The sequence below is a fragment of the Nonomuraea sp. NPDC050202 genome (assembly GCF_040656115.1).
Taxonomy (GTDB): Bacteria; Actinomycetota; Actinomycetes; order Streptosporangiales; family Streptosporangiaceae; genus Nonomuraea.
Window position 1 is genome coordinate 219676 of sequence record NZ_JBFALF010000006.1, and the last position, 23372, is coordinate 243047.

19 protein-coding genes are annotated in these 23372 nt (G+C 71.2%); 11 read left to right on the top strand and 8 right to left on the bottom strand.

All coding sequences use genetic code 11. The features are described from left to right. Window positions 1-10 precede the first annotated feature (10 nt). Entirely contained in the window at window positions 11-700 is a 690-nt protein-coding gene (locus AB0I79_RS19995) for a hypothetical protein (RefSeq protein ID WP_357874893.1), read from the bottom strand. Window positions 701-811: 111 nt separating this feature from the next. On the opposite strand from AB0I79_RS19995, the gene AB0I79_RS20000 reads away from it, so the two are divergent. Together AB0I79_RS20000 and AB0I79_RS20005 are read left to right on the top strand one after the other, a co-directional pair. After that, complete coding sequence (locus tag AB0I79_RS20000) at window positions 812-3151, top strand: RNA polymerase sigma factor (RefSeq protein ID WP_357874896.1); 2340 nt, start codon at window positions 812-814, stop codon at window positions 3149-3151. 192 nt (window positions 3152-3343) lie between these two features. Continuing rightward, entirely contained in the window at window positions 3344-4537 is a 1194-nt protein-coding gene (locus AB0I79_RS20005) for an NYN domain-containing protein (RefSeq protein WP_357875321.1), read from the top strand. Window positions 4538-4646: 109 nt separating this feature from the next. Here AB0I79_RS20005 and AB0I79_RS20010 read toward each other — a convergent pair whose 3' ends face one another. Then, complete coding sequence (locus tag AB0I79_RS20010) at window positions 4647-5279, bottom strand: TetR family transcriptional regulator (RefSeq protein ID WP_357874899.1); 633 nt, start codon at window positions 5277-5279, stop codon at window positions 4647-4649. Window positions 5280-5354: 75 nt separating this feature from the next. On the opposite strand from AB0I79_RS20010, the gene AB0I79_RS20015 reads away from it, so the two are divergent. From AB0I79_RS20015 to AB0I79_RS20030, 4 genes are all read left to right on the top strand, one after another. Then, window positions 5355-5528: a hypothetical protein gene (locus AB0I79_RS20015; RefSeq protein ID WP_357874902.1), complete on the top strand. Its 174-nt coding sequence runs from the start codon at window positions 5355-5357 to the stop codon at window positions 5526-5528. A 33-nt stretch (window positions 5529-5561) separates the two neighbouring features. Continuing rightward, window positions 5562-6476 carry a sigma-70 family RNA polymerase sigma factor gene (locus tag AB0I79_RS20020; protein ID WP_357874904.1) on the top strand — a complete coding sequence of 305 codons (915 nt, stop codon included), beginning with the start codon at window positions 5562-5564 and terminating at the stop codon, window positions 6474-6476. A gap of 144 nt (window positions 6477-6620) precedes the next feature. Further along, window positions 6621-7247 carry a CatB-related O-acetyltransferase gene (locus AB0I79_RS20025; protein WP_357874907.1) on the top strand — a complete coding sequence of 209 codons (627 nt, stop codon included), beginning with the start codon at window positions 6621-6623 and terminating at the stop codon, window positions 7245-7247. After that, window positions 7244-7879, top strand: coding sequence for a DUF5701 family protein (locus AB0I79_RS20030; protein WP_357874911.1), 636 nt, complete (start codon window positions 7244-7246; stop codon window positions 7877-7879). The genes AB0I79_RS20025 and AB0I79_RS20030 overlap by 4 nt, the downstream gene beginning before the upstream one ends. A gap of 43 nt (window positions 7880-7922) precedes the next feature. Here the strand turns inward: AB0I79_RS20030 and AB0I79_RS20035 are convergent, their stop codons facing one another. Then, complete coding sequence (locus AB0I79_RS20035; protein ID WP_357874914.1) at window positions 7923-8552, bottom strand: response regulator; 630 nt, start codon at window positions 8550-8552, stop codon at window positions 7923-7925. A 3-nt stretch (window positions 8553-8555) separates the two neighbouring features. Continuing rightward, window positions 8556-12749, bottom strand: coding sequence for a HAMP domain-containing protein (locus AB0I79_RS20040; protein ID WP_357874917.1), 4194 nt, complete (start codon window positions 12747-12749; stop codon window positions 8556-8558). 472 nt (window positions 12750-13221) lie between these two features. Between AB0I79_RS20040 and AB0I79_RS20045 the strand changes: the two genes are divergently transcribed. Continuing rightward, the gene (locus tag AB0I79_RS20045; protein WP_357874920.1) at window positions 13222-14412 is read left to right on the top strand and encodes a GAF domain-containing SpoIIE family protein phosphatase; all 1191 of its coding nucleotides are present in this window, start codon (window positions 13222-13224) and stop codon (window positions 14410-14412) included. Window positions 14413-14534: 122 nt separating this feature from the next. Here AB0I79_RS20045 and AB0I79_RS20050 read toward each other — a convergent pair whose 3' ends face one another. The 3 genes from AB0I79_RS20050 to rho all read right to left on the bottom strand — a co-directional run bounded on the left by AB0I79_RS20050 (window position 14535) and on the right by rho (window position 18789). After that, window positions 14535-16301, bottom strand: a complete 1767-nt coding sequence (locus AB0I79_RS20050) for a prolyl oligopeptidase family serine peptidase (protein WP_357874923.1) — start codon at window positions 16299-16301, stop codon at window positions 14535-14537. A 144-nt stretch (window positions 16302-16445) separates the two neighbouring features. After that, window positions 16446-17486 carry a putative RNA methyltransferase gene (locus AB0I79_RS20055; protein ID WP_357874926.1) on the bottom strand — a complete coding sequence of 347 codons (1041 nt, stop codon included), beginning with the start codon at window positions 17484-17486 and terminating at the stop codon, window positions 16446-16448. Between the two features lie 28 nt (window positions 17487-17514). Beyond that, a complete protein-coding gene (rho, locus tag AB0I79_RS20060) occupies window positions 17515-18789 on the bottom strand; it encodes a transcription termination factor Rho (RefSeq protein WP_357874929.1) in 1275 nt (424 codons plus the stop codon). A 251-nt stretch (window positions 18790-19040) separates the two neighbouring features. Here rho and AB0I79_RS20065 point away from each other — a divergent pair, with 251 nt between their 5' ends. The 3 genes from AB0I79_RS20065 to AB0I79_RS20075 are packed head-to-tail and all read left to right on the top strand — an operon-like array spanning window position 19041 to window position 20820. After that, complete coding sequence (locus AB0I79_RS20065; RefSeq protein ID WP_225270785.1) at window positions 19041-19181, top strand: hypothetical protein; 141 nt, start codon at window positions 19041-19043, stop codon at window positions 19179-19181. A gap of 9 nt (window positions 19182-19190) precedes the next feature. Next, entirely contained in the window at window positions 19191-19931 is a 741-nt protein-coding gene (locus AB0I79_RS20070; RefSeq protein ID WP_357874932.1) for an MBL fold metallo-hydrolase, read from the top strand. 25 nt (window positions 19932-19956) lie between these two features. After that, window positions 19957-20820: a hypothetical protein gene (locus AB0I79_RS20075; RefSeq protein WP_357874935.1), complete on the top strand. Its 864-nt coding sequence runs from the start codon at window positions 19957-19959 to the stop codon at window positions 20818-20820. Window positions 20821-20939: 119 nt separating this feature from the next. On the opposite strand, the gene AB0I79_RS20080 is transcribed toward AB0I79_RS20075, so the two are convergent. Beyond that, window positions 20940-22841, bottom strand: a complete 1902-nt coding sequence (locus tag AB0I79_RS20080; RefSeq protein WP_357874937.1) for a nitrate- and nitrite sensing domain-containing protein — start codon at window positions 22839-22841, stop codon at window positions 20940-20942. Between the two features lie 62 nt (window positions 22842-22903). Between AB0I79_RS20080 and AB0I79_RS20085 the strand changes: the two genes are divergently transcribed. Continuing rightward, a complete protein-coding gene (locus AB0I79_RS20085) occupies window positions 22904-23332 on the top strand; it encodes a hypothetical protein (RefSeq protein ID WP_357874940.1) in 429 nt (142 codons plus the stop codon). The last annotated feature ends 40 nt before the right edge of the window (window positions 23333-23372 follow it).

Genomic DNA, 23372 nt, shown 5'->3' on the forward strand with positions numbered 1-23372 from the left:
CCCTGACCCGTCACGAGCTCATGCTCCTGATCAACGTCAGCGCCTGCCCGTACGCCTTCGGCAACGGCCGCACCCGTACCCGCGGCCTGTGCCCGTACAGGATCTCGGAGTCGCGCAGCCGCGCGACCTTCGCGCGCAGCCCCTCGTCCATCCGCGTCACGGCCCCCACCCGTACGGGCCCCAGCAGCGCCAGCGTCTCGTCGCCGGGGAAGGCCCGCCGCAGCGCGGTGGCCAGGTTGAGCGCCGCGGCGAGCCGTTCGGCCAGTTCCTCGGGCGGCGCCGACGGCTCGGCGGCCACCAGGCACGTCCCCCTGGCCGTGCTGCGGTAGAGCTGCGCCAGCCTGGTACGCAGGTACGCCGCCGTGACCAGCCCCGTCAGCGGGTCCTCGCAGTGCAGCTCCCCGAGCGGCGCGAAGCCGTGCTCGGCCCACCCCGCCGCGAACGAGCGCAGCGCGGCGAACGGCGGCCCGCCCGCGCTGGTGACGGCGAACAGGGCGGCGAGGTCGTTCATGCCCTCGGCGATGCCGACCCCGGCGGCGGCCCGCGCCGAGCCCAGCGCCCAGCACGCCTGCGACAGGTCGCAGGCGCCGCACACCGCCTTGACCACGCCCTCCGCCTCGGGCGTCCACCAGTCCTCCGCCAGCGACCAGCCGGCCGCCATGCTCCTGCGACGCCAGCGCGACAGCACGTCCGCCTCCATCCGTCCCCCTCCGTCGGATCTCCCCGGGGTTAAAGACGCGGGCGCGGTTTAGTCATGACGGGGAATGCGGAATGATTGCGCGGGGCAACCCCGCGTAATCGTGAGGTCACTATGGGTGTCGAATCGCCGCAAAGCGATGCAGATCTGCTTCAGGCGGTCAGGGAGGGCAACGCTGCCGCGTACGGGGAGCTCTACGAGCGCCACGTCGCCGCGGCGCGTGCGCTGGCCCGGCAGCTCGCCAGGGGCGCCGAGGTCGAGGACGTCGTCGCGGAGTCGTTCACGAAGATCCTCGACCTGGTGGGCAGGGGCGGCGGGCCCGACTCCGGCTTCCGTACCTACCTGCTCACGGTGGTGCGGCGCACGGTCTACGACCGCTCCAGGGTCGAGAGCCGCCAGGTGACCACGGGCGAGATCGAGCTGTACGACCCGGGCGTGCCCTTCGTCGACCCCGCGCTGGTCGGGCTGGAGAAGTCGCTGATCGCCAGGGCGTACCTGTCGCTGCCCGAGCGCTGGCGGGCGGTGCTGTGGCACACCGAGGTCGAGCGGGCCAGGCCGGCCGAGGTGGCGCCGCTGCTCGGCCTGTCGGCCAACGGCGTGGCCGCGCTGGCGTACCGGGCCAGGGAGGGGCTGCGGCAGGCGTACCTGCAGATGCACCTGGCCTCCCCGCCGCAGCACGACTGCCGCCCCGTGCTGGGCAAGCTGGGCGTGTACGTGCGGGGCGGGCTGGCCAGGCGCGACTCCAAGGCGGTGGACGAGCACGTCAGCGCGTGCGAGGAGTGCCACGGGGTGCTGCTGGAGCTGACCGACGTCAACCGCGGGCTGCGCGTCATGGTCGGGCCGCTGATCGCGGGCCCGCTGTTCGGCGGGTACGCGGCGGCGCTGGCCAAGCCGGGCGCCGCGGGCGCGGGTGGCGCGCTGCGGCTCCTGGGCCGGCTGCGGCGGGTGCCGAAGCAGCAGCAGGTGGCGGTGGCCGGTGGCACGGTGGCGGTCACGGCGGCCGTGCTGGCCTCGCTGCTGCTGGTGTCCGGCGAGAGGCCGGTCGTGCGGCCGCCCGCGATCACACCGGTCGCGCAGCCGCCCGTGTCGGTCGCGCCGGTCCCGGTGCCGGTGCCGCTGCCGAGCGAGCGGCCTGCCCAGGTGCCGCCGCCGGTCAAGAAGGACAAGCCGGGCAAGGCGCGGCTGCGGGCCACGATCGACGCGCTCGGCTCCCTCGTCCGCGCCCAGCCCGGCATCGTCGGCATCCGCCTGCGCAACTACGGCGAGAGCGCCAGCGAGGAGCTGGCGGCCCAGGTGGACCTGCCCGACGGCGTCACCCTCATCCCTCCGGCGCGCCGCGGCCACAGTGCCGCGCTGCTCGGCCCCGTCGGCACGGTGGACGGCTGGGCCTGCCGCCCGGTCAGCGGCGGCGCCCGGTGCGCCAGGGAGCCGCTGCAGGCGGGGCAGGGCACGGCGGTGTTCCTGCGGGTGCTGGTGGCCGACGAGGCGCCGCAGGGTGCGGGGCCCGCGGTCCGCATCGCCGCCGGCTCGCTGCGGCTCCAGGCCCGGGCCGAGGAGGGCGTACGGATCTCCGGCGCGCCCGCCAGGTTCGCCACCGACGGGAAGGTGGCGGTCAGGGCGATCGGCAACACGCTGCTGAGCTGCCCGGCCGAGCGCGCGGGCTGCTCGGAGACCAGGCGCAGGCAGGGCACGCAGCGCGACAACGACCTGTGGCCGATGACCGCGCTCGACCAGGACGAGCGGCCCGACACGACGTCCTCCAGCGGGGCGGAGCTGTCCCTGCCGAAGGGCAGCCAGGTCGTCTGGGCGGGCCTCTACTGGTCGGCGGCCGACGACGAGGCCGGGCCCATCAGGATCAGGCCGCCGGGGCGGCGCAAGTACCTCACGGTCCAGCCGGGCGAGGTGACGATGCGCGAGCTGCCGCTGGGCCCCGTCTACCAGGCGTTCGCCGACGTGAGCGAGCTGGTCGGCGACGTACGCAGGAACGGCACCTGGTGGGCGGCCGACGTCCCGATGAAGGCGGGCGTCTCGCGCCATGCCGGATGGAGCCTGGTGCTGATCGTCACCGATCCCGCGGAGCCGTACAGCCAGGCCGTGGTGCTCGACACGGCCACCGTGGTCGGCGGCCGGGCGCGGCGGGTGCGGATGCCGCTGGGCGGGCTGAGCCCGGCCGCCTCGCCCGCCCGGGTCGAGCTGGTCACCTGGGAGGGCGATGCCGATCTCAAGGGCGACAAGGTCTCGCTCGGCTCCGGCGCCCTCACCCCGGGCGGCGGCGACCGAGATCCGGCCAACGTCTTCGACGGGTCGTCCAACGGCGTGGCGGGGATGACGTTCGGCACGGACGTCGATACGGTCAGCGCGGAGCTCGGCGTGGATCCCGGGCTGACGATCGTCACGGACAAGGACGTGGTCCTGTTCGGAGTGGCCGCGCTGAGCGTGCGGGCGCGATCGTGATCGTGACCGTGAACGGGACAAACTGGTACGGTCTGCCTAAGTGGTCTGGCGCTACGGCGAGCCGGATTCGAATCGTCGGCATTAACCCTCGCGCGATCACCTGCTTTCATTACCCTGAGAGAGGGCCGCCGAGTCCGGTCTCTGACGGTGCAGAGCCAGCAAGGTCGGACCACCAGGAAAGGGGCGGTGTCAGTGGATCGCTGCGCGCTGTTCGTGGACGCTGGCTATCTGCTGGCTGATGGAGCGATGGCCGTGCACGGCACGCGTCATCGCGAGGCGGTTTCCTGGGACTATCCCGGGCTGCTGCAACTGATGACCAGCCTGGCACGCGAGCGCACCGGGCTGCCGCTGCTGCGGTGCTACTGGTACGAGGCGACGGTCGAGGGCCGCCGCACGCCGGAGCACGACGCGCTGGCCGACATCCCGGGCCTCAAGCTCAGGCTGTCACGCATCCGGCCGGGCCGGCGCGAGGGCGTCGATGCTCAGGTCCATCGCGACCTGATGACCCTCGCCCGCAACAACGCCATCTGCGACGCGGTCGTGGTCAGCGGCGACGAGGACCTGGCGCAGGTCGTGTGCGACGCGCAGGACCTCGGCATCAGGGTGAGCGTCATCCACATCGCGGCCGACGGCGGCTGGGCCGTCTCGCGGTCGCTGCGCCAGGAGTGCGACGACCTGGTGGAGCTTGGGGCGGCCCACCTGCGGCCGTACGTCAGCCTGCTCACCGGCGTCTCCGAGTCCTCCAACGGCCACCACCAGCCGATCAGCAACGGGCACTCCACCCCCTCGCTGCCGCCCGCGCAGCCGCCGTCCCTGCCGCCCACCTCGCTGCCGCAGAGCTCCAGCGGCGGCAGCCACGCCGCGCCCTCTTCCGGCAACGGGCAGTCCGCCGGCCTGCCGCGTGGCCAGTCGTCCACGCCGCCCGCGCTGCCGACGTACACGAGCTACCAGTCCGAGCCGCCGTCGCCGCCCTCCGCCCCGGTCACCGGGCCGATCCAGGCGCAGTCCCAGCAGTCCAGCCCGACCACCGGCCAGTTCTCCGCGCCGTCGAGCGGCACGTACCAGCCGTCGCAGCTCGGCCCGTACACCGGCCCGCAGCCGGCGCCCGTCACCCCGCCCGCGGCCGCCACGGCGGGGGCCACGACGCTGGCCGACGCCGTCAAGGCCGCGCACCGCGAGGGGCACGACTTCGGCGAGTCGGTGGCCCGCGACGCGCCCGCGCTGTGGCTGGAGGCGGTGCTGGCGCGCAAGCCGCGCATGCCGTCGGACCTGGAGGCCCGGCTGCTGCAGGGCTCGTCGCTGCCGATCGACTTCCTGCTGCACGACGAGGTACGGCACGCGCTGCGGCGCGGCTTCTGGGACGCGTTGGAACGCGCCCGCCACTGACTGCCCCGACCTCAGCACACGTCCCCAGGCGCTGACCCCAGCGCACCCCAGGCCCCGGCCCCAGCGAGTGGCGCGGATTCCGGCTCCAGCGCGTCTCACGGCCTCGGTCTCAGCGCACCGCATAGCTTCCGAGTGACGGCTCCATGAGCTCGAACAATTCGCGCGCGGCCTCGCCCACGATCTCGGCGATCCGCGGGTTGTCCACCCCCTCCAAGGTGAGCTCCAAGATCCGGCCGAGCAGCACCCGGTAGGGCGCGGCGAGCTGCGCCGCCACCACCTGGGGCACCGGCCCCTGATCGCCCGTCTCCGCGGCCAGTTCCCGCGCCAGGGCCTTCTCCCGCTGCTCCAGCAACTCGCGCAGGCGCGTCACCAGCGTCGGCGACTGCACGATCATCCGCGCGAACCCGTCGTGGGTGAACCCGAGCAGGGGATCCTGCCGCGCCGCCGCCTCCATGAACACCCTCCTGAGCGCGGCGAGCGCGGACTCGCCCGGCCGCCTGCCGGCCACGATCCCGGCCAGTGCGGCCACGAACCGCTCGTGGTGGTCGAAGGCGAGGTCCTCCTTGCGGGGGAAGTAGTTCGTGACGGTCTTCTTGGCCACCCGCGCGGCCCCGGCGATCTCGGTGATCGTGGTCTGCTCGAAGCCCCGCCGGATGAACAGCCGGGTGGCCTGGTCGGAGATCGCCTGACGGGTCTCCCGCTTCTTCAGCTCCCGCAGACCGAGGATTTTTGTGTCGGACATAAATTTCCTCTTGACTCGTATCTGGTCTGGTCCTAATCTTAGGACCGTCACAAGTTTACGACCTGAAGGGCTCACATGCGAGCGACGTTCCAGATCAAACTGCCCGCCTCCATCACCGCCACGACCGCTCGTCTCGACCACCCGAGGTCGCCGCGACGCGCCGCCGTACCGGCTCGTGACCTGAACCCCACGGCACAGCCGAACGTCACGCGCCGCCCCAGCGCCGCCCCCCGGCGCGCCGCGTACTGACCCAGAGCCCGCAACCACCCCCGGGAGGTCCCCATGCCAGCCACCACCACTGATTCCGTCGAGGGTTACCTCAAGCAGATCGGCAGGATCCGGTTGCTCGACGCCAGGCAGGAAGTGGCGCTCGGCGAGCGCATCGAGGCCGGCCTGCTCGCCCAGGAGCGCCTCGACCGCGAGCATGCCGCCCTGCCGGCGCAGGACCGCGCCGACCTGGAGTGGATCGCCGCCGACGGCCGCCTGGCCAGGAGCCAGATGATCGAGGCGAACCTGCGGCTGGTCGTCTCCATCGCCAAGCGCAGGGCCGGGCACGGCCTGCCGCTCCTTGACCTGATCCAGGAGGGCAACCTGGGGCTGATGCGGGCGGTGGAGAAGTTCGACCACCGGCTCGGGCTGAAGTTCTCCACCTACGCCACCTGGTGGATCAAACAGGCGATCGGGCGCGCGCTGGCCGACCAGAGCCGGACGATCCGCCTGCCCGCGCACGTGGTCGAGGACCTCAACCGGGTCATCCGCGCCCGGAGCACGATGCTGCGGGAGCTGGGCCGCGAGGCCACCGTCGAGGAGCTGGCGGCCGAGGCCGGCCTGACGCCGGAGAAGGTCGAGCAGTTGCTGCGGCACGACCGCGAGCCGGTCTCGCTGCACACCCCGCTCGGTGACGACAGCGCCGAGCTGGGCGACCTGCTCGCCGACGACGCTCCAGGGCCCGCCGCCGAGGTCGCCGCCTCCTCCCTCCGCCACGACGTGCTGGCGGCGCTGGCGACGCTGACCGAGCGGGAGGCGGCCGTCCTCATCCAGCGGTACGGCCTGGCCGACGACACGCCGCGCACCCTGGACGAGATCGGCCGCACGTTCGGCGTCACCCGGGAACGCATCCGCCAGATCGAGGCCAAGGGCATGCAGAAGCTGCGCCGGCCCGCCTGCGCCCGTACCCTGGCCGACCTGCTCGGCTGACGTCGAACCGAAGCCGACCTGCTCGGCTGACCTCGCGCAGAAGCCGACCTGCACACCTGACCTCGCACAGAAGCCGACCTGCTCGGCTGACTTCTCACAGAGAGGGTTCCTCCGCTGATTCCCGACCCGACGACCGTGCACCCGATGCCCGCCCACGAGCGGGTGGTCTTCCTCAAGCCGCTGGTCACCTCGCCCACCATCGAGGTGGGCGAGTACACCTACTACGACGACCCCGACGGCGCCACCGGCTTCGAGCACCACAACGTGCTGTACGCCTACGGGCCCGAGCGGCTGATCATCGGCAAGTACTGCGCCATCGCCTCCGGCACCCGGTTCCTGATGGCCGGCGCCGACCACCCGACGATGGGGGTGTCGACCTTCCCGTTCACCATGTTCGGCGGCGAGTGGACCGAGCGCACCCTCGACATCGTCACCGGCATGCCCAGCCGCGGCGACACCGTGATCGGCAACGACGTCTGGTTCGGCTACCAGGCCACGGTGATGCCAGGCGTGAGCATCGGCGACGGGGCCGTCATCGCGACCGGCGCCGTGGTGACCGCCGACGTCCCGCCGTACACCATCGTCGGCGGGAACCCGGCCAGGCCCATCCGCCGCCGCTTCGCCGACGCCGACATCGAACGGCTGCTGCGGGCCGCCTGGTGGGACTGGCCCGTCGAGCTGGTGACCGAGCACGCCCGCGCCATCATGGCCGGCACCCCGGCCGACATCGCCCGCATCGCCGCCGAGCACGGACTGGAGAAGAGCCTTTGACACAGACCCCCTTCGAGCCGGGCGCCGAGTTCGACCGGCAGGTCCGCACCCTGATCGACCTCGGCTACCCGGCCATGGCCGGGTTCGACCCCACGACGCTGGCCCCGCTACGCGAGCTGGCCGTCCGCCACGGGGGCACGGCGTACGATCCGGACGGCGGCCGGGTGCCGTTCCTGCTCGTGCTCACCCGCGAGGTCGCGCCGATCGAGCAGACCATGCCGCTGACCACGCTGCACGGCAAGCGCAAGCCCGGATTCGTCGACTACTCCTTCGAGCCCGGCTCCCTGGAGCGATTCGTCGCCACCTCGGAGGTCGAGCAGGCCTACCTGCTGTTCGACGTCGAGCGCGGCGAGGAGTTCTGCGGCGCCGTCCCCAACGCCGCGATGAACGCCATCGCGGCCCGGGGGCGCACCCTGCTCACCATCGAGGAGGGCATCGCCTTGATCACGCACTTCCCGCAGATCCTGGTCAAGAACAAGTGCTTCTCCCTCGGCGGCTCCCGGTGCGGCGACCGCCGGGTGCCGGCCATCTGGATCAGCCAGAACGCCCCCAAGCTGGGCTGGTGCTGGGAAGGCAACCCGCACACCTGGCTCGGCATGGCCTCGGCCGGCGGCAGGCGCGCCGCCGCGTGAACACCCCCGGGCGGAGACGGGTCCCGGGGGTGGTGCGGGGCGATCAGGAGAGCGCGTCGAAACCGGCGCGCAGATGGCTGAGGCGATCGGTCAGATCGGTCAGGGGCACAGCCAGCGTCGTGTCCTGCGACTTGCGGGCCAGCTCCCTGACCCTGGCCAGCTCGTCCTCCACCGCCGTCAGCCGCCGCGACAGCTCGGGCAGCACGGACGCGTGGTCGCCGGCCCCCGGCGGCAGCTCGCCGCTGAGGCGGTCGCGGAGCATCGACGCCTGCTCGGCCAGGCGCTTGTTCATGTTGTACAGCTCGGCGAACACCGACACCTTCGCCCGCAGCACCCACGGGTCGAACGGCTTGGTCAGGTAGTCCACCGCGCCCGCCGCGTAGCCGCGGAAGGCGTAGTCGGGAGCGCTGTCCACCACGGTCAAGAAGATGATCGGGATGTTACGGGTACGCTCCCGCCGCTTGATGTGCGCGGCGGTCTCGAAGCCATCCATGCCCGGCATCCGCACGTCGAGCAGGATGAGCGCGAACTCGGTGTTGAGCAGCGCCTTGAGGGCCTCCTCACCCGACCTGGCGCGCACGGGCACCAGGTCGAGCGAGCTGAGGATGGCTTCGAGGGCGATCAGGTTCTCCTCGCGGTCATCAACGAGGAGGATCTTGGCACGATCCGGCATCGATCACGACCCTTCGGATGACGAGGCTGACGAGGTTGACGAGTCGGACGCGGAGCCCCGGCCGCGGCTGAGCCAGCCGCGCAGCCGTTCGAGCAGCCGGTCGACGTCGACCGGCTTGGGCACGTAGTCGGACGCGCCCGAGGCGATGGACTTCTCCCGGTCGCCCCGCATGACCTTGGCGGTCAGCGCGATGATCGGCAGATCGGCGAACTGCGGCATGCGGCGGATGGCCGACGTCGTGGCCCACCCGTCCATCTCCGGCATCATGATGTCCATCAGCACGAGCGCGACGTCCTCGTTGCGTTCGAGCTGCTCGATGCCCTCCCGTCCGTTCTCAGCGTAGACCACGGTCGAGCCGTGTCGCTCCAGCACGCTGGTCAGCGCGAAGACGTTGCGGATGTCGTCGTCCACGATCAGGATCTTGGCGCCGTTCAGCGGGTCGTCGCCCTGCCACTGGCTGGGCGTCTCCACCGGCGGCTCGACCAGCTCGGGCATCGGCAGGTCGAGCGGCAGCGGCGGCTCGGGCGCCGTGGCCGCCGCCTCCTCGCTCGGCGGCGTCATGAGCTGCCTGCGCGCCGTGCCCGGGTCCGTCGCGGCCAGCGGGCCGGTGTAGGACGCCGGCAGGTAGAGCGTGAACGTGCTGCCCTTGCCCAGCTCGCTGTCGACGTGGATCTCGCCGCCGAGCAGCCGGGCGATGTCGCGGCAGATCGCCAGGCCCAGGCCCGTGCCGCCGTACTTCCTGCTCGTCGTGCCGTCGGCCTGCCTGAACGCCTCGAAGATGACCTCGCGCTTGTCGGGCGCGATGCCGATGCCGGTGTCGATCACCTGGAACGCCAGCAGGTCGGTGGAGTCGTGCAGGCTGTCGTCGTCGAAGTCGACCCCGGGCGGGGCCATCGAGACGCGCAGCTTCACCTCTCCGCGAGGGGTGAACTTCACCGCGTTGGACAGCAGGTTACGCAGCACCTGCTGCAGGCGCTGCTCGTCGGCGCGCAGCTCGTGCGGCACGTCCGGCTCGACGTCCACGCTGAACGACAGCCCCTTGTCCTGCGCCAGCGGCGCGAACGCGGCCTCCAGCAGGTCCACCATCTTCGGCAGCGACACCTGGATCGGATGGATGTCCATCCGCCCCGCCTCGACCTTCGACAGGTCGAGCATGTCGTTGATGAGCTGCAGCAGCGCCGAACCCGCGCTGTGGATCGTCCGGGCGAACTCGACCTGCTGCGAGGTCAGGTTGCCCTCGGCGTTCTCGGTCAGCAGCTTGGCCAGCACCAGCAGGCTGTTGAGCGGCGTGCGCAGCTCGTGCGACATGTTCGCGAGGAACTCGGACTTGTAGCGCGAGGAGACCGCGAGCTGCTCCGCGCGCTCCTCCAGCGTGCGGCGGGCCTGCTCGATCTGGAAGTTCTGGATCTCGATCGCGCGGTTCTGCTTGGCCAGCAGCGCCGCCTTGTCCTCCAGCTCGGCGTTGGACCTGCGCAGCTCCTCCTGCTGGCGCTGCAGCTCGTCGGAGCGCTCCTGCAGCTCGCGGGTGAGCCGCTGGGACTCGGTGAGCAGGTCTTCCGTGCGGGAGTTGGCGATGATCGTGTTCATCGTGACACCGATGGTCTCGACGAGCTGCGTCAGGAAGTCGAGGTGCACCTCGCCGAACGGCGTGAAGGAGGCCAGCTCCAGCACGCCGAGCACGCGGTTCTCGAACAGGATCGGCAGCACCACGATCTGCGCCGGCGTGGACCGGCTCAGCCCGCTGTCGATGGTGATGAACTGCGGCGGCACGTCGTCCAGCACGATGTGCCGGCCCTCGCTGGCCGCCTGCCCGACGATGCCCTCGCCGAACTCGAAGCGCTGGCGCGGGCCCCGGTCGGGGCGTACGCCGTAGCCGCCGATGAGGATGAGATTGCGCTCGTGCTCGGGCTCGATGCTGTAGAAGGCGCCGTAGCGGGCCGACACCAGCGGCGTCAGCTCGCTCATCGTCAGCTTGGCCACTTCCAGCAGGTCGCGGTGGCCCTGCATGAGCCGGGAGATGCGGGCCAGGTTGGACTTCAGCCAGTCCTGCTCCTGGTTGGCCTGCGTGGTCTCGCGCAGGCTGCCCACCATCGAGTTGATGTTGTCCTTCAGCTCCGCCAGCTCGCCCTGGGCGTCGATGGCGATGGAGCGGGTCAGGTCGCCGCGCGCCACGGCGCTGGTCACGGTCGCGATGGCGCGGATCTGCGTGGTGAGGCTGCCGGCCAGCTCGTTGACGCTCTCGGTGAGCCGCTTCCAGGTGCCCTCGACGCCCTCGACCCGGGCCTGGCCGCCGAGCTGGCCCTCGGTGCCCACCTCGCGGGCGACGCGGGTCACCTCGGAGGCGAACGACGAGAGCTGGTCCACCATGCGGTTGACGGTCGTCTTGAGGGCGAGGATCTCGCCCTGCGCGTTCACGTCGATCTTGCGGGTGAGGTCGCCGTTGGCGACCGCGGTGGTCACCTCGGCGATGTTGCGCACCTGGTACGTCAGGTTGTTGGCCATGGAGTTGACGTTGTCGGTCAGGTCCTTCCAGACGCCCGACACGCCCTTCACCCTGGCCTGGCCGCCGAGCTGCCCCTCGGTGCCCACCTCGCGGGCCACGCGGGTGACCTCGTCGGCGAAGGACGAGAGCTGGTCCACCATCGTGTTGAGGGTGTCCTTGAGCTGGAGCATCTCGCCCTGGGCGTCAACGGTGATCTTCTTCGACAGGTTGCCCTGCGCCACCGCGGACGACACGGCCGCGATCTGCCGCACCTGCGAGGTGAGGTTGTTGGCCATGGAGTTGACGTTGTCGGTGAGGTCCTTCCAGACGCCCGACACGCCGCGCACCTGCGCCTGGCCGCCGAGCTGCCCTTCGGTGCCCACCTCGCGGGCCACGCGGGTCACCTCGGAGGCGAACGACGAGAGCTGCTCGACCATCGTGTTCATGGTGGACTTCAGCTCCAGGATCTCGCCCTGGGCGTCCACGTCGATCTTGCGGGTCAGGTCGCCGTTGGCCACCGCCGTGGTGACCTGGGCGATGTTGCGCACCTGGTACGTCAGGTTGCGCGCCATGGAGTTGACGTTGTCGGTCAGGTCCTTCCAGACCCCGGACACGCCCTTGACCTCGGCCCGGCCGCCCAGCTTGCCCTCGGTGCCCACCTCGCGGGCCACGCGGGTGACCTCGTCGGCGAAGGATGAGAGCTGGTCGACCATCGTGTTGAGGGTGTCCTTCAGCTGGAGGATCTCGCCCTGCGCGTCAACGGTGATCTTCTTTGACAAATTGCCCTGGGCCACCGCCGTCGCCACGGTCGCGATACTTCGTACCTGCGAGGTGAGGTTGTTGGCCATGAAGTTGACGTTGTCGGTGAGGTCCTTCCAGACCCCGGACACGCCGGTCACCTGGGCCTGGCCGCCGAGCTGGCCCTCGGTGCCCACCTCGCGGGCGACCCGGGTCACCTCCTCGGCGAACCCGGAGAGCTGGTCGACCATCGTGTTGACGGTGTTCTTCAGCTCGAACATCTCGCCCACGGCGTCGACCGTCACCTTGCGGCTCAGGTCGCCCTTGGCCACCGCCGTGGTCACCACGGCGATGTCGCGCACCTGCGCCGCCACGCGGGACGACATCGTGTTCACGGCCTCGGTGAGGTCGCGCCAGCTTCCGGACATGCCGCGCAGGTTGGCGCTGCCGCCGAGCCGTCCCTCGGTGCCGGCCTCGCGGGCGACCCTCGTGACCTCGGAGTTGAACAGCGCGAGCTGGTCGACCATGCCGTTGATGGCCTTGCCGAGGCGGCGCACCTCGCCCCGCGCCGATCGGTCGAGGTCGATGCGCCGGGACAGGTCGCCCTTGGCCACCGCGTCGATGACGTCGGCCGCGCCGCTCACCGGGCTCACCAGGGCGTCGATCAGCATGTTGACCGACTCGACGCTCTCCGCCCACGCGCCGACACCCGGACCGGGCGTCAGCCGCTCGCCGAAGCGGCCTTCCTTGACGACTTCTTTACGCACGCGTGACAACTCGTTGGCGAGGTGCTCGCGGCGATCGGCCACCTCGTTCAGAAGCAACCGCACCTCGCTGAGGATGCCGGGAGGCGCATGAGGAACCCGACGCCGGAAGTCTCCGTCACGCCAAGAGAAAAGAGTCTCCAGGATGGGCACGAGATCCGACTCGGTGTAAGTCCTCTCCTCTGGGCTTAGCGCGGCCTTGGCCGTGGTCATGGGGCCTCCTTCACTCGTCGCTGCCGCACGGCGAGTGATTCAAGTCTGTCACGATGAGTAGCTCGTAGTCCTGTCCTTGGATTTACCCCAAGTCAGCGGGAAGTGTGGTAGGCACGTTGGGATGACTGCTTCTCCCCATGCGGTGCTGGCCGCGACCTTCGCGCCCGGCGAGACCGCTGTGACGGCTGCGATGAGGTTCACGCGCGAGGTGATGACCGCGTGGGCCACCGGCGGCGTGCTCCACACTGCCGAGCAGGTCGCCGCGGATCTGGCGGAGCAGGTCGCTGACGAGCCTTTTGAGGTGATTTGGAAGCATTTCGGGGACGCAGTCCAGGTGGAGTTGCGCCAGCGAAACCTCTCCCAGGGTGATCCGAAGGCTCCTTCCGTCAACGTCGAGGAGTGGGGAGTCACCTTTGCGGGCGATTCCCGTGTCCATTGGGCAAGGCTCACGCTACCTGGCTCAGCCGACCGAGTGGCAGCCGAATGGCTGGAGGAGAGCAGCCGCGGGCCCCACTGGCTGGGGTTCCTCGCCGACGCGAGTGACCTGCTAGCGGGCACGCTCGACCCCGACATGGTCCCGGCGATCATCGCCCAGGTGGTGGTGCCGCGGCTGTCGAGCTGGTGCGCCGTCTACACCTCCGACAACTCCGGGCCGCTGCGGCTGGTCTACCTCTGGCACGCCGACGAGGCCAGGATCGACGGCCTGCGCGAGCAGCTCGCGGACATGGACGTCGACGCCGCCGACACCCGCGTCACCTCCATGATCCACCTGCCCGAGTCGCAGGTGCTCGCCGTGCCGCTGATGGCCCGCGGCCGCAGCCTCGGCATGATGTGCCTGGGCCGGCCCGACCGCTTCCCCGACGACGTCATCCAGTTCGCCGAGGACATCGGCAGGCGCGCCGCGCTGGCCATGGACAACGCCAGGCTCTACGCCCAGCAGGCCGTCGCCAACCGGGCCCTGCAGCGCAGCCTGCTCCCGCCGAACGAGCCCGAGGTGCCCGGCCTCGACTACGGCGTCATCTACGAGCCCGCCGGCGAGACCAACGAGGTCGGCGGCGACTTCTACGACCTGTTCAAGGCGGGCGACGACTCCTGGCGCTTCGCCATCGGCGACGTCTGCGGCACCGGCCCCGAGGCCGCCGCCGTGACCGGCCTGGCCCGCCACACGCTGCGCCTGCTGGCCCGCGAGGGCTACGGCGTGGCGGCCGTGCTCGGCCGGCTCAACCAGGCGATCCTGGAGGAGGGCGAGCGGGCGAGGTTCCTCACGCTGCTGCACGGCGACATCACGCCGGTGGCCGACGGGCTGGAGGTGCGGCTGGTCTCCGCCGGGCATCCCGAGGCGCTGCGGCTCAAGCCGAGCGGCAAGGTCGAGGCGGTGACCACGCCGCAGTCGCTGCTGGGGGTCTTCCACGAGGTCGTCTTCGAGGCCGACACCTTGCATCTCGACCACGGCGACGTGCTGCTGGCCGTGACCGACGGGGTGACCGAGCGGCGCTCCGGCGGGCGGCTGCTCGACGACGACGGCGGGCTGGCCAAGCTGCTGGCCGAGTGTGCGGGGTTGTCGGCCAGGGCCGTGGCCGAGCGCATCCGAAGGGGCGCCGCGGAGTTCGCCTCCGAGCCGAGCGCCGACGACCTGGCGATCGTGGTGCTGCGCGCCCGCTGAGCCCGGGGTCGTGCTGGTCAAGGTGCGCCTTTCCGGCTGACTGCGGGTGGCGAGATGATGACAGGCCGGCCGGCCGAGCGTCAAGGTCCGGAGTCAGGAACGGTTTCGGAGCGTGACAAGTGTCACGGCGCACCCACGTGCTTGCGGGCGAAGTCGAGCTGCAGCGCCGTCTGCGCGATCCGCTCGGAGACCACGAGCGAGCCCCGGATGGCGTCGTAGGTGTAGACCTCGTGGTGACGGCCGTGTTCTTCGAGCTTGGTGACGTACTTCTCGATCTGGCGCAGCGGGCAGCGCGTGTCGTTCTCGCCCGCGAGGATCAGCAGCGGGCTCTTGACCTGGTCGACGTAGGTGATCGGGGAGCTGGCCGCGTACCTCTCGGGCTGCTCCTCGGGTGAGCCGCCGAACAGCGCGCGGTGGTAGGCGCGCAGGCTCTCCGCCTCGTCCTCGTACGAGGTCTGGTGGCAGGCGATCGGCACCGCGGCGATGCCGCACGCCCACAGGTCGGGCTGGGTGCCGAGGCCGAGCAGCGTCAGGTAGCCGCCCCACGCCGTGCCGGCCAGCACGGTCTTGCCCGGGTCGGCGATGCCGTGGTCGATCACCCACTGCCGTACGGCCGCCACGTCGGCCAGCTCGATGTGCCCCACGTCGCCGTGCAGCGCGTCGCGCCAGGCCGAGCCGTAACCGGTCGAGCCCCGGTAGTTGACCCGCACCACCGCGAACCCGGCGTCCACCCAGGCCGCCACCGTCGGCGAGAACGCGTCGCGGTCGTGCGCCGTCGGGCCGCCGTGCAGCAGGAAGACGGTCGGGTGGGGGGCCGTGCCGACCTCGGGCTTGGAGACCAGCGCGTGGATGCGGCCGCCCTCGCCCTCCACGTCGATGTCCTCCACCGGGACGCTGGGCGGCGCGGGCGGGCCGATGGGGTTGACCACGACCTGGCCGTTGCTCGACCGGACGACCGCCGGGCGCGAGGCGCTGGACCAGGAGTACTCGACGTGGCCGCCGGGCCGGGGCGTAGCCTCGTCGATCACGCCGTGCGGCGTCTCGATGGGGGTCAGGCCGCCGCCGCGGAGGTCGTAGCGGTGCAGGTAGCTGCGGGCGCGGTCGTCGCGCAGGATGAGCAGGCCGCGGCCGTCGTCGTACCACTCGGCGTCCAGGTCGCCGGGGTCGCGCAGCCAGATCTCACGCTGCTCGCCCGTCACCGGGTCCCAGACCAGGGGCTCGTGGCGATGGCGGCGCTCGTGCAGGGCCAGCAGGCGGCGGTCGCCCACGATCGGGGCGAAGCTGAGGCCGACCACGCCCTTGGCGGGGCCGTCGTGCAGCTCGCCGACGACGTGGCCGTTCTGGCGTACGACGCGCAGCGCCGGGTGCCGGAAGTCGCCGTACTCGCCGTGGTTGATCGCGATGAGGGAGCCGTCGAGCGACATGGCGGCCACCCAGGCGGCCTCCGTGTGCTCGTACAGCGTCTCGGCCGGCCGGCCCGCGTGGACCAGGTGGATGCGGAACGTGCCCGCGCCGGCCACGCTGATCGCGGCGACGCCGGTCGTGGACAGCGCGATGCCGCCGGGCTGGCCGGGCGGCAGGTCCGGCGCGACCGGCTCGTCGTCGCCGCCGGTGAACGGCTGGCGCCACCAGCCGCCGTACTCGTCGCCGTCGGTGTCGGCGAACCAGTAGATCCACTGGCCGGTGGGGTCGAGCGCGGCGTACGCGGTGCCCTTGGGCTGGTCGGTGACCTGGCGGGTGGCGCCGGTCACGCGGTCCCAGGCGTAGACCTCCCACTTGCCCGTGGCGTTGGAGCGGTAGATGGCGCGGTTCGGGGCCTGGCGCGCCCAGGACGGCAGCGTCATGCGCGACGCCCGGAACCTGGCCTGCCAGCGTTCCTCCGCCTTCATCCGGCGCGCCCCCTCCCGTTGATGTCCCGCGCCTCCGGGCTCGGGATGCCGTCCAGTATTGCGCCTATGCCGGGGAAATGCTCCGAGAATGTGGGGGAATTTCGGACTAAATGCCCCATCAGTAACACCAGTCACACATGTCCGTCAAGGAACAGATCTTGATCGGTGTGCCGGCTCGAAGATAGACAGATGAAACGCGGCGCGCGTTACTACTTTTTGCTGCCTTTTCGCGACATTTCGGGAGACAAATGCGGCGATCCGCTCATCGAGCGTGTTCGCCTGGTGATGCCATGCACTCGGGCCCATCCCGACGACCTGGGCGATGTCACCGGGCTCCAGCTCCATCTCGAACGCGATCGAGCGCCGTCCGGTCTCGGCGAACCCCTCCAGGCTCCGAGCCACCCGGAGCTCCTTCTCCTCGTCGACGGAGAGCAGCCCGAGCTCCTCGACGAGCGGGCTGAGATGCTCGGGCGCCGGGGTGACGACCACCGCGGCACCTCCCGGCCGCAGCACGCGCCGGAATTCGGGCCCGTTCCTGGGCGCGAAAACGTCGATCACCACATCAGCCACCCCGCTCCTGATCGGAAGCGGGCGCCACACGTCGGCCACGAACGCCCCTGCCCTGGGATGCACCCGCGCCGCCCGGCGTACAGCGTGCTTCGACACATCGAACGCCATCCCGATGCCATCGTTGATCGCGTCGAGCACGGCCGCCAGGTAGTGCCCGGTGCCCGCGCCCGCGTCGACGATCACCGGCGCGGTCCTGCCCGCCGCGCGGTGGCCCTCGACGACTTCCGGCTCCCGCCCGCCGCCCGCAGGCGCCGCGCCGGACCCGGCCTCCACTCCCGCCCCACGGTACGCCCTCAACTTCGCGCCGTCACTCGTTTCGGTGGAGGACTCATGTTTTCCTGGAACGTTCTCCGGTGCCACGCGTGCCCGCACGGCCTCGGCCACCGCGTCCGCCAGCGGGGCGTAGTGACCCTTGTCGAGGAAGGCCGCCCTGGCGGCCACCATCTCGGGGGTGTCGGCGGTGCCCGGCTGCCCTGAGCCGGTGAGGAGGCTCACGTAGCCCTGCTTGGCCACGTCGAAGGTGTGGTTGCCGGCGCATCTCACGGTCGCCCCGGCCAGGCGCAGGTCGGCGCGGCACACGGGGCAGATGAGGTAGTCGACGATGTCAGCCAGCATGGGGCCCATTGTGGTGCACGGGCGGAGGTCAGGCGGCGTTGGCCGCTTCCAGGAGGAAGGCGGCGTTGGAGGGGGTGGAGCGGAGCTTGTCCACGAGGATCTCGAGGCCCTGCTGCTTCTCCAGCGCGGCCAGCATGCGGCGCAGCCGCCACACCACCTGCTGTTCCGACGAGCGCATCAGGATCTCCTCGCGCCTGGTCCCGGAGGCGTCGAGGTCCACGGCGGGGAAGAGGCGGCGCTCCGCCAGCTCGCGGACGAGGTGCAGCTCCATGTTCCCCGTCCCCTTGAACTCCTCGTAGAGGTTGTTGTCCATCCGCGACCCCGTGTCCACGAGCGCGGTGGCGAGGATGGTCAGGGAGCCGCCGCCCTCGACGTTGCGGGCGGCGCCGAAGAAGCGCTTGGGCGGGTAGAGCGCCCGGGCGTCGATGCCGCCCGTGAGGACACGCCCGCCGGGCGGCGTGAGGTTGTTGTACGCCCGCCCCAGCCGTGTCAGCGAGTCGAGCAGCACGACCACGTCACGCCCCGACTCCACGAGGCGCTTGGCGCGCTCGATGGCCAGCTCGGCGAGGGCGGCGTGGTCGTGGTCCGGGTTGTCGAAGGTCGAGGAGAAGACCTCGCCCGCGATGGTGGCGCGCATCTCCGTGACCTCCTCGGGGCGCTCGCCCACCAGGAGGACCATGAGGTGCGCCTCGGGGTGGTTGCGGGTGATCCCGGCGGCCAGCGCCTGAAGGACCATGGTCTTGCCGGCCTTGGGCGGCGCCACGATGAGGCCGCGCTGCCCCTTGCCGATGGGCGCGAACAGGTCGATGACGCGCGTGCTGAGCGACTCCGTCTCGATGGTGAGCCGCTCGGCCGGATGTACGGGGGTGAGCGTGTCGAACTCGGGCCGGTCACGCCACGAGGTGGCGCCGTTGACCGACTCGACCTGGACCAGCTTGTTCCCGGCGAAGGACGCGGTGACGTGGTCACCGGGACGCAGGTCCCACTGGCGTACCTTCTCGGGAGTCAGGCGTACGTCGCCCGGCCCCGGCAGGTGGCCGGCCCGGATGAACGCGGACTTGTCGCGTACGTCCAGAAGCCCCGCCACCTGACGGACCGGTGCCGAGGCACGCTGCTCAGGAATGGTGTGCACAGACATGATGAGCCCCTTGGGGGAGATGCGCCGGAAGCCTCGGACGAGGACCGGCGGGTGATGAAGGAAGGCGGCCGGGCTCCCGCGAAACAGGGCCGGGGCCGGGCTTGGAGGATCAAGCGGAGCTGGAGCTCGACGCTTGGTGGCAACGTACCACACCGTCCGACCCATAGAACGCCTAGCCCTCTTGGACTATTCCGGGGCGGTAATCGGCGCTTCGCCCGCGAATCCGGGGCCCGGCGCGTGACAATGTTCTTCTCGGCGACGTGCAGCGAGGAAAATTACCGCGCCCCGGTGTGCCGAGCAGCATAGAACCCCCGTCAGTGCAGTGTCATCGTGTCAAGTGGCATGCAGGGTCCCTGCAACTCGGTGAGGGTTCCATAGGGACGAAACAAGAAAAATCTCCTTGGGGGAGCACCATCATGAAGACCGTCAACTGCCCGCGGTGCCACCACGAGCTGGACGAAGGCCCGATCATGTACCGGTGCGCGAACTGCTGCCGCGCCGTCTACGCCGCCGACCTGGAGAACGAGTACGTTCCCGCCCAGCCTGTCGCCGCCTAGTCTGACCGGGTGCCGCATCAACCGATAACCGTGTCCGGCGTCGAGGTGACACCGCTCTGCGACGCCGTGGGTCCCATGGGGGCGGCGATCCGCCGCCCGCCGGCCGAGCTGTTCCCCGGCTCCGGGCTCCGTGACGAGCCGTGGGTCCTGCACTTCCACTGCTTCCTGATCCGCGACGCCGCGGACCGGCTGACGCTGGTCGACACCGGCATCGGCGGCGCGGACTCGCCGGCGTCGAGCTGGGCGCCCGTTCCCGGCACGCTGGCCGGTGAGCTGGCCGCCGCGGGCGTCACGCCCGCCGAGATCGGCACCGTGGTGCTGACGCACCTGCACAGTGACCACGCCTCGGGCGCGGTCGCCGATGGCCGGCCGATGTTCGACAACGCCCGCTACGTGATTCAGCGCGCCGACCTGGACGCCGCGCGGGGGCCGGTGCTCGACGACGTGATCACCGTGATCAAGGCCCAGCTCCAGGTCGTCGAGGGCGACGCCGAGGTGGCGCCCGGTGTGCACGTGCACCACACTCCCGGCCACACCCCGGGCCACCAGATCGCCAGGGTCGGCCAGGTGGCCATCACCGGCGACCTGGTCCTGCACCCGGTGCAGCTCGACGATCCCGCCGTCCGCTACCTCTACGACGACGACCAGGACGCCGCCGCGCGCACCAGGGCAGAGGTGCTGGCCGCGCTCAGGGCCGAGCGGGCGATCCTGGCGACCGCTCACTTCAGCGAGCCGTTCCTGCCTCTGTGATCGGTTTCGGGCACCATGTCGTTTCATGAAGATTCTCGTTGCGGCAGGTGCCGGCGTTCTCCTGACCAGCTCGCTTCCCGCGTCGGCCACCGCACCCGAGCTGTCCGGAGCCGCCGTCTACGCCGGCGCCTCCAGCAACCAGCTCAGCAGGTACGCGGGCGGCGAATGGAGCACGATCGCCAAGGCCGGCTCCACGCCCCAGTACGCCGCCTCCCCTGACGGCAGGAAGGCGGCCTGGGTGACGCCGGGCGGCCTGCTCCAGGTCAGGAGCGGCGGCAGGACCACCACGATCGTCAGCGGGCTCCAGGGCGCCACGCCGTGCCTGACCCCGGTATGGTCCGCCGACTCGACGCGGGTGGCCTACACCCAGGGCAGTGACACGATCATGTCCGTGAAGGCCGACGGGAGCGCGGCGCCGCGCAAGCTGGGCAGGTCGGCGGGCGTGTGCCACCTCGCCTGGTCGGCGGACGGCCGGTACGTCGCGGGCTACACCGGCGAGGCGAACGCCCTCTACCGGCTCGACGTCAGGACCGGCAGGGCGACCAGGGCCAAGGGCGTCACGTGGATCACCCACGTGCAGAGCCTGTCGCCGAACGGCCGCAACGCCGTCGTGGAGCTCCCCGCCGACCCCGCCACGCTGGGCGACGGGAGCTGGCCGGTGGCGTTCAAGCCGGTCCTCCTCGACATGGTGACCGGCAAGAAGCGCGCGCCCGCGGTGAAGGGCAAGCTGCTCGGCGCCACCTACCTCAAGGACGGGCGGCTGGTCGTACGGGTCGGCGGTGCCACGCACAACACGCTGGTCGTGCTCGACGGCGCGGGCAAGGAGATCCAGCGCGTCGCCGAGCCCGCCAAGGCGAAGAAGCAGGCGCTGCTGCAGGTGCTGCCGTAGCGGGCGCCCGCCTCCCGACCGGCGCGGGCCGCTCGGGCGACGCAGGGCCTACCGCCGGCGCGGGCCGGTCGAGTGTCCCAGGGCCTATCACCGGCGGGGCCGGTCGGGTGTCCCAGGGGCTATCGCCCCGCCAGGGCGGGCTGGTCGGTGAGCAGGGCCGCCGGCAGGGCCACCGTCGCGGTCAGGCCGCCGTACGGCGAGGGCACCAGGGCGACCTTGATGCCGTGCCTGGTCGCGAGCCTGGAGACGACGAAGAGGCCGAGCCGGTCGCTCTGCGCCAGGTCGAACTCGGGGGCGTCGGTCAGCCGGTCGTTCAGCTCGTCGAGCTCGGCACGCGGCAGGCCGAGGCCGCGGTCCTCCACCTCGACCACCAGGCCGTGCGGCGTGGCGGAGCTGCGCACGTCCACCCTGGTCTGCGGCGGCGAGAAGAGGGTGGCGTTCTCGATCAGCTCGGCCATCAGGTGGGCCACGTCGGTGACCGCCGAGCCGAGCAGCGCGACGGACGGCGGCTGCATCACCTCCACCCGCTCGTACTCCTCGACCTCGGCCACGGCGGCGCGCAGCACGTCGAGGATCGGCACCGGGTTGCGCCAGCCGCGGCCGGGCGCCTGGTCCGACAGGATGATCAGGCTTTCGGCGTGCCGGCGCATGCGCGTGGTCAGGTGGTCGAGCTTGAACAGGTCCGCCAGCGTCTCGGGCGCCTCCGTGGCCCGCTCCATGCTGTCGAGCTGCAGGAGCTGCCGGTGCAGCAGCGACTGGTTGCGCCTGGCCAGGTTCACGAAGACCTGGCTGACGCCGTGGCGCAGCCTGGCCTGGTCGACGGCGGCCTCGACGGCCGTGGACTGCACGTCGTTGAAGGCGCGTACGATGTCGGCCACCTCGGAGGTGTGCGCGTTGACCTCCAGCGGCGCCACCTCGGCGGACGTCGGCGGCTCGGTGTTGGTGCGCAGCCGCTTGACCAGCCCGGCCAGCCGTACCTCGGCCAGCTCCGTGGCAGCGTCACGCAGCGCGGCCAGCTCGCGGACCAGGCGCTTACGGAAGCGCAGCGACAGCAGGATCGAGGCGATGACCGCGATGAGGCCCACGCCGCCCGCCACGCCGATCTTGACCAGCATGCCGATGGCCGTCGGCGTCACCCGGCTCACGATGCCCTGGGTGGCCTTGGCCTGGTTGCGCTCGACGGCGGCCCACAGGTTCTGGGCGTCGATGGGCCAGGTGGCCGCGCCCGCGGGCAGCCCGTTGACGGCCGCCTGCCCCCTGATGGCGTCCTCGGCCCGCAGGAACTCCTGGTAGACCGGCGAGTCGGCGAGCTTCCCGTACGGCCCGCGCAGGTTGCCGTCGAGGTGCGACAGCGCCTGGGAGAACAGCAGCCGCCTGGTCGCCACCATCCCCGTGAACGACTCGCGCTCCCGCGGCTCGACCCGGCCCCTGGCCAGCACGATCGCGATCACCGCCCGCTCCCTGGAGAGCACCTCCTTGGCCTCGCCGAGCATGGTCACCGCGCGGGCCTGCTGGTAGAGGGCCATGTCGGGGACCAGGACCATGGCGTCGTACATGCGGAAGGAGGCGTCCACGATCTGGCTGTAGCCGTCGATGACGTCGAGCGGTGCGACGAGCGTGCCGTCGACCTCCTTGCGCACGTCGGCGAGCTGGCCGAGCTTGACGTTCAGCGCGTTGAGCTGCGTGCTCATCTCCGGGGTCAGGTCGCGCAGGTTCCGGGTCAGCGTGCCCAGGGTCTTCACGGCCCGGTCGGTCCGGCCGCGCTGCTTGGCCAGGGCGTCCGCGCCCTGCCCGGTCACCAGGAACTCCACCGAGGCCAGCCGCTCGTTCTGCAGCTCGATGTTGACGGTCTCCGACGGTTGCGCCAGGTTGGTCGCCAGGTCGTTGATCGCGAGCAGGCGCATGCCGGCGCCGCCGGTCAGGCCGGCCGCGAACGCCCACAGGCCCACCAGGGACAGCAGTGGGACGAGCAGGAGGATGAGAAGTTTCAGCGCGATGGGGCGGCCACGCGTGGGGGACATGCGACCTCCGGGTGCATGATGAGATCGCCTCGCAGAGTACACCCCCCTTTGGAAGGATTTCTGTGCGTCTTCCGCGTTCTTTCTCCGGCTGGACCATCGCGGTCTTCGGATTCCTCGCCTTCGCGCTCGGCCTGCTCGGGCTGATCTCGCCCGACACGCTGCTGGCCATGCTCGGATTCGAGGTGCTCGACGTGCGTCCCGCCGGGGACTACACGCTGGTCTATATGGCTGCCAGCTCGATGGCGGCCGTGAACATGGGCGTCTACTACCTGTTCGCCGCCTCGCACGACTACACCCCGTTCTTCCGCTGGACCGTGCCTTTCAGGCTCGTGACGTTCGCGGTCTTCACCACGCTGGTGCTGACGGGGGCGGCGCCCGGCAAGTTCTTCGGCGTCGGGCTCTGGGAGGGGCTGGGAGCGGTGATCACCGGATTCGCGCTCTGGCGCGAGGGCAAGCTGATGCCCACGCGCCAGAGCGCGAACGCGGTCTAGCGGCGGTTCCCCGCGCTCTGACGGCGATCCTCCGCGGTCC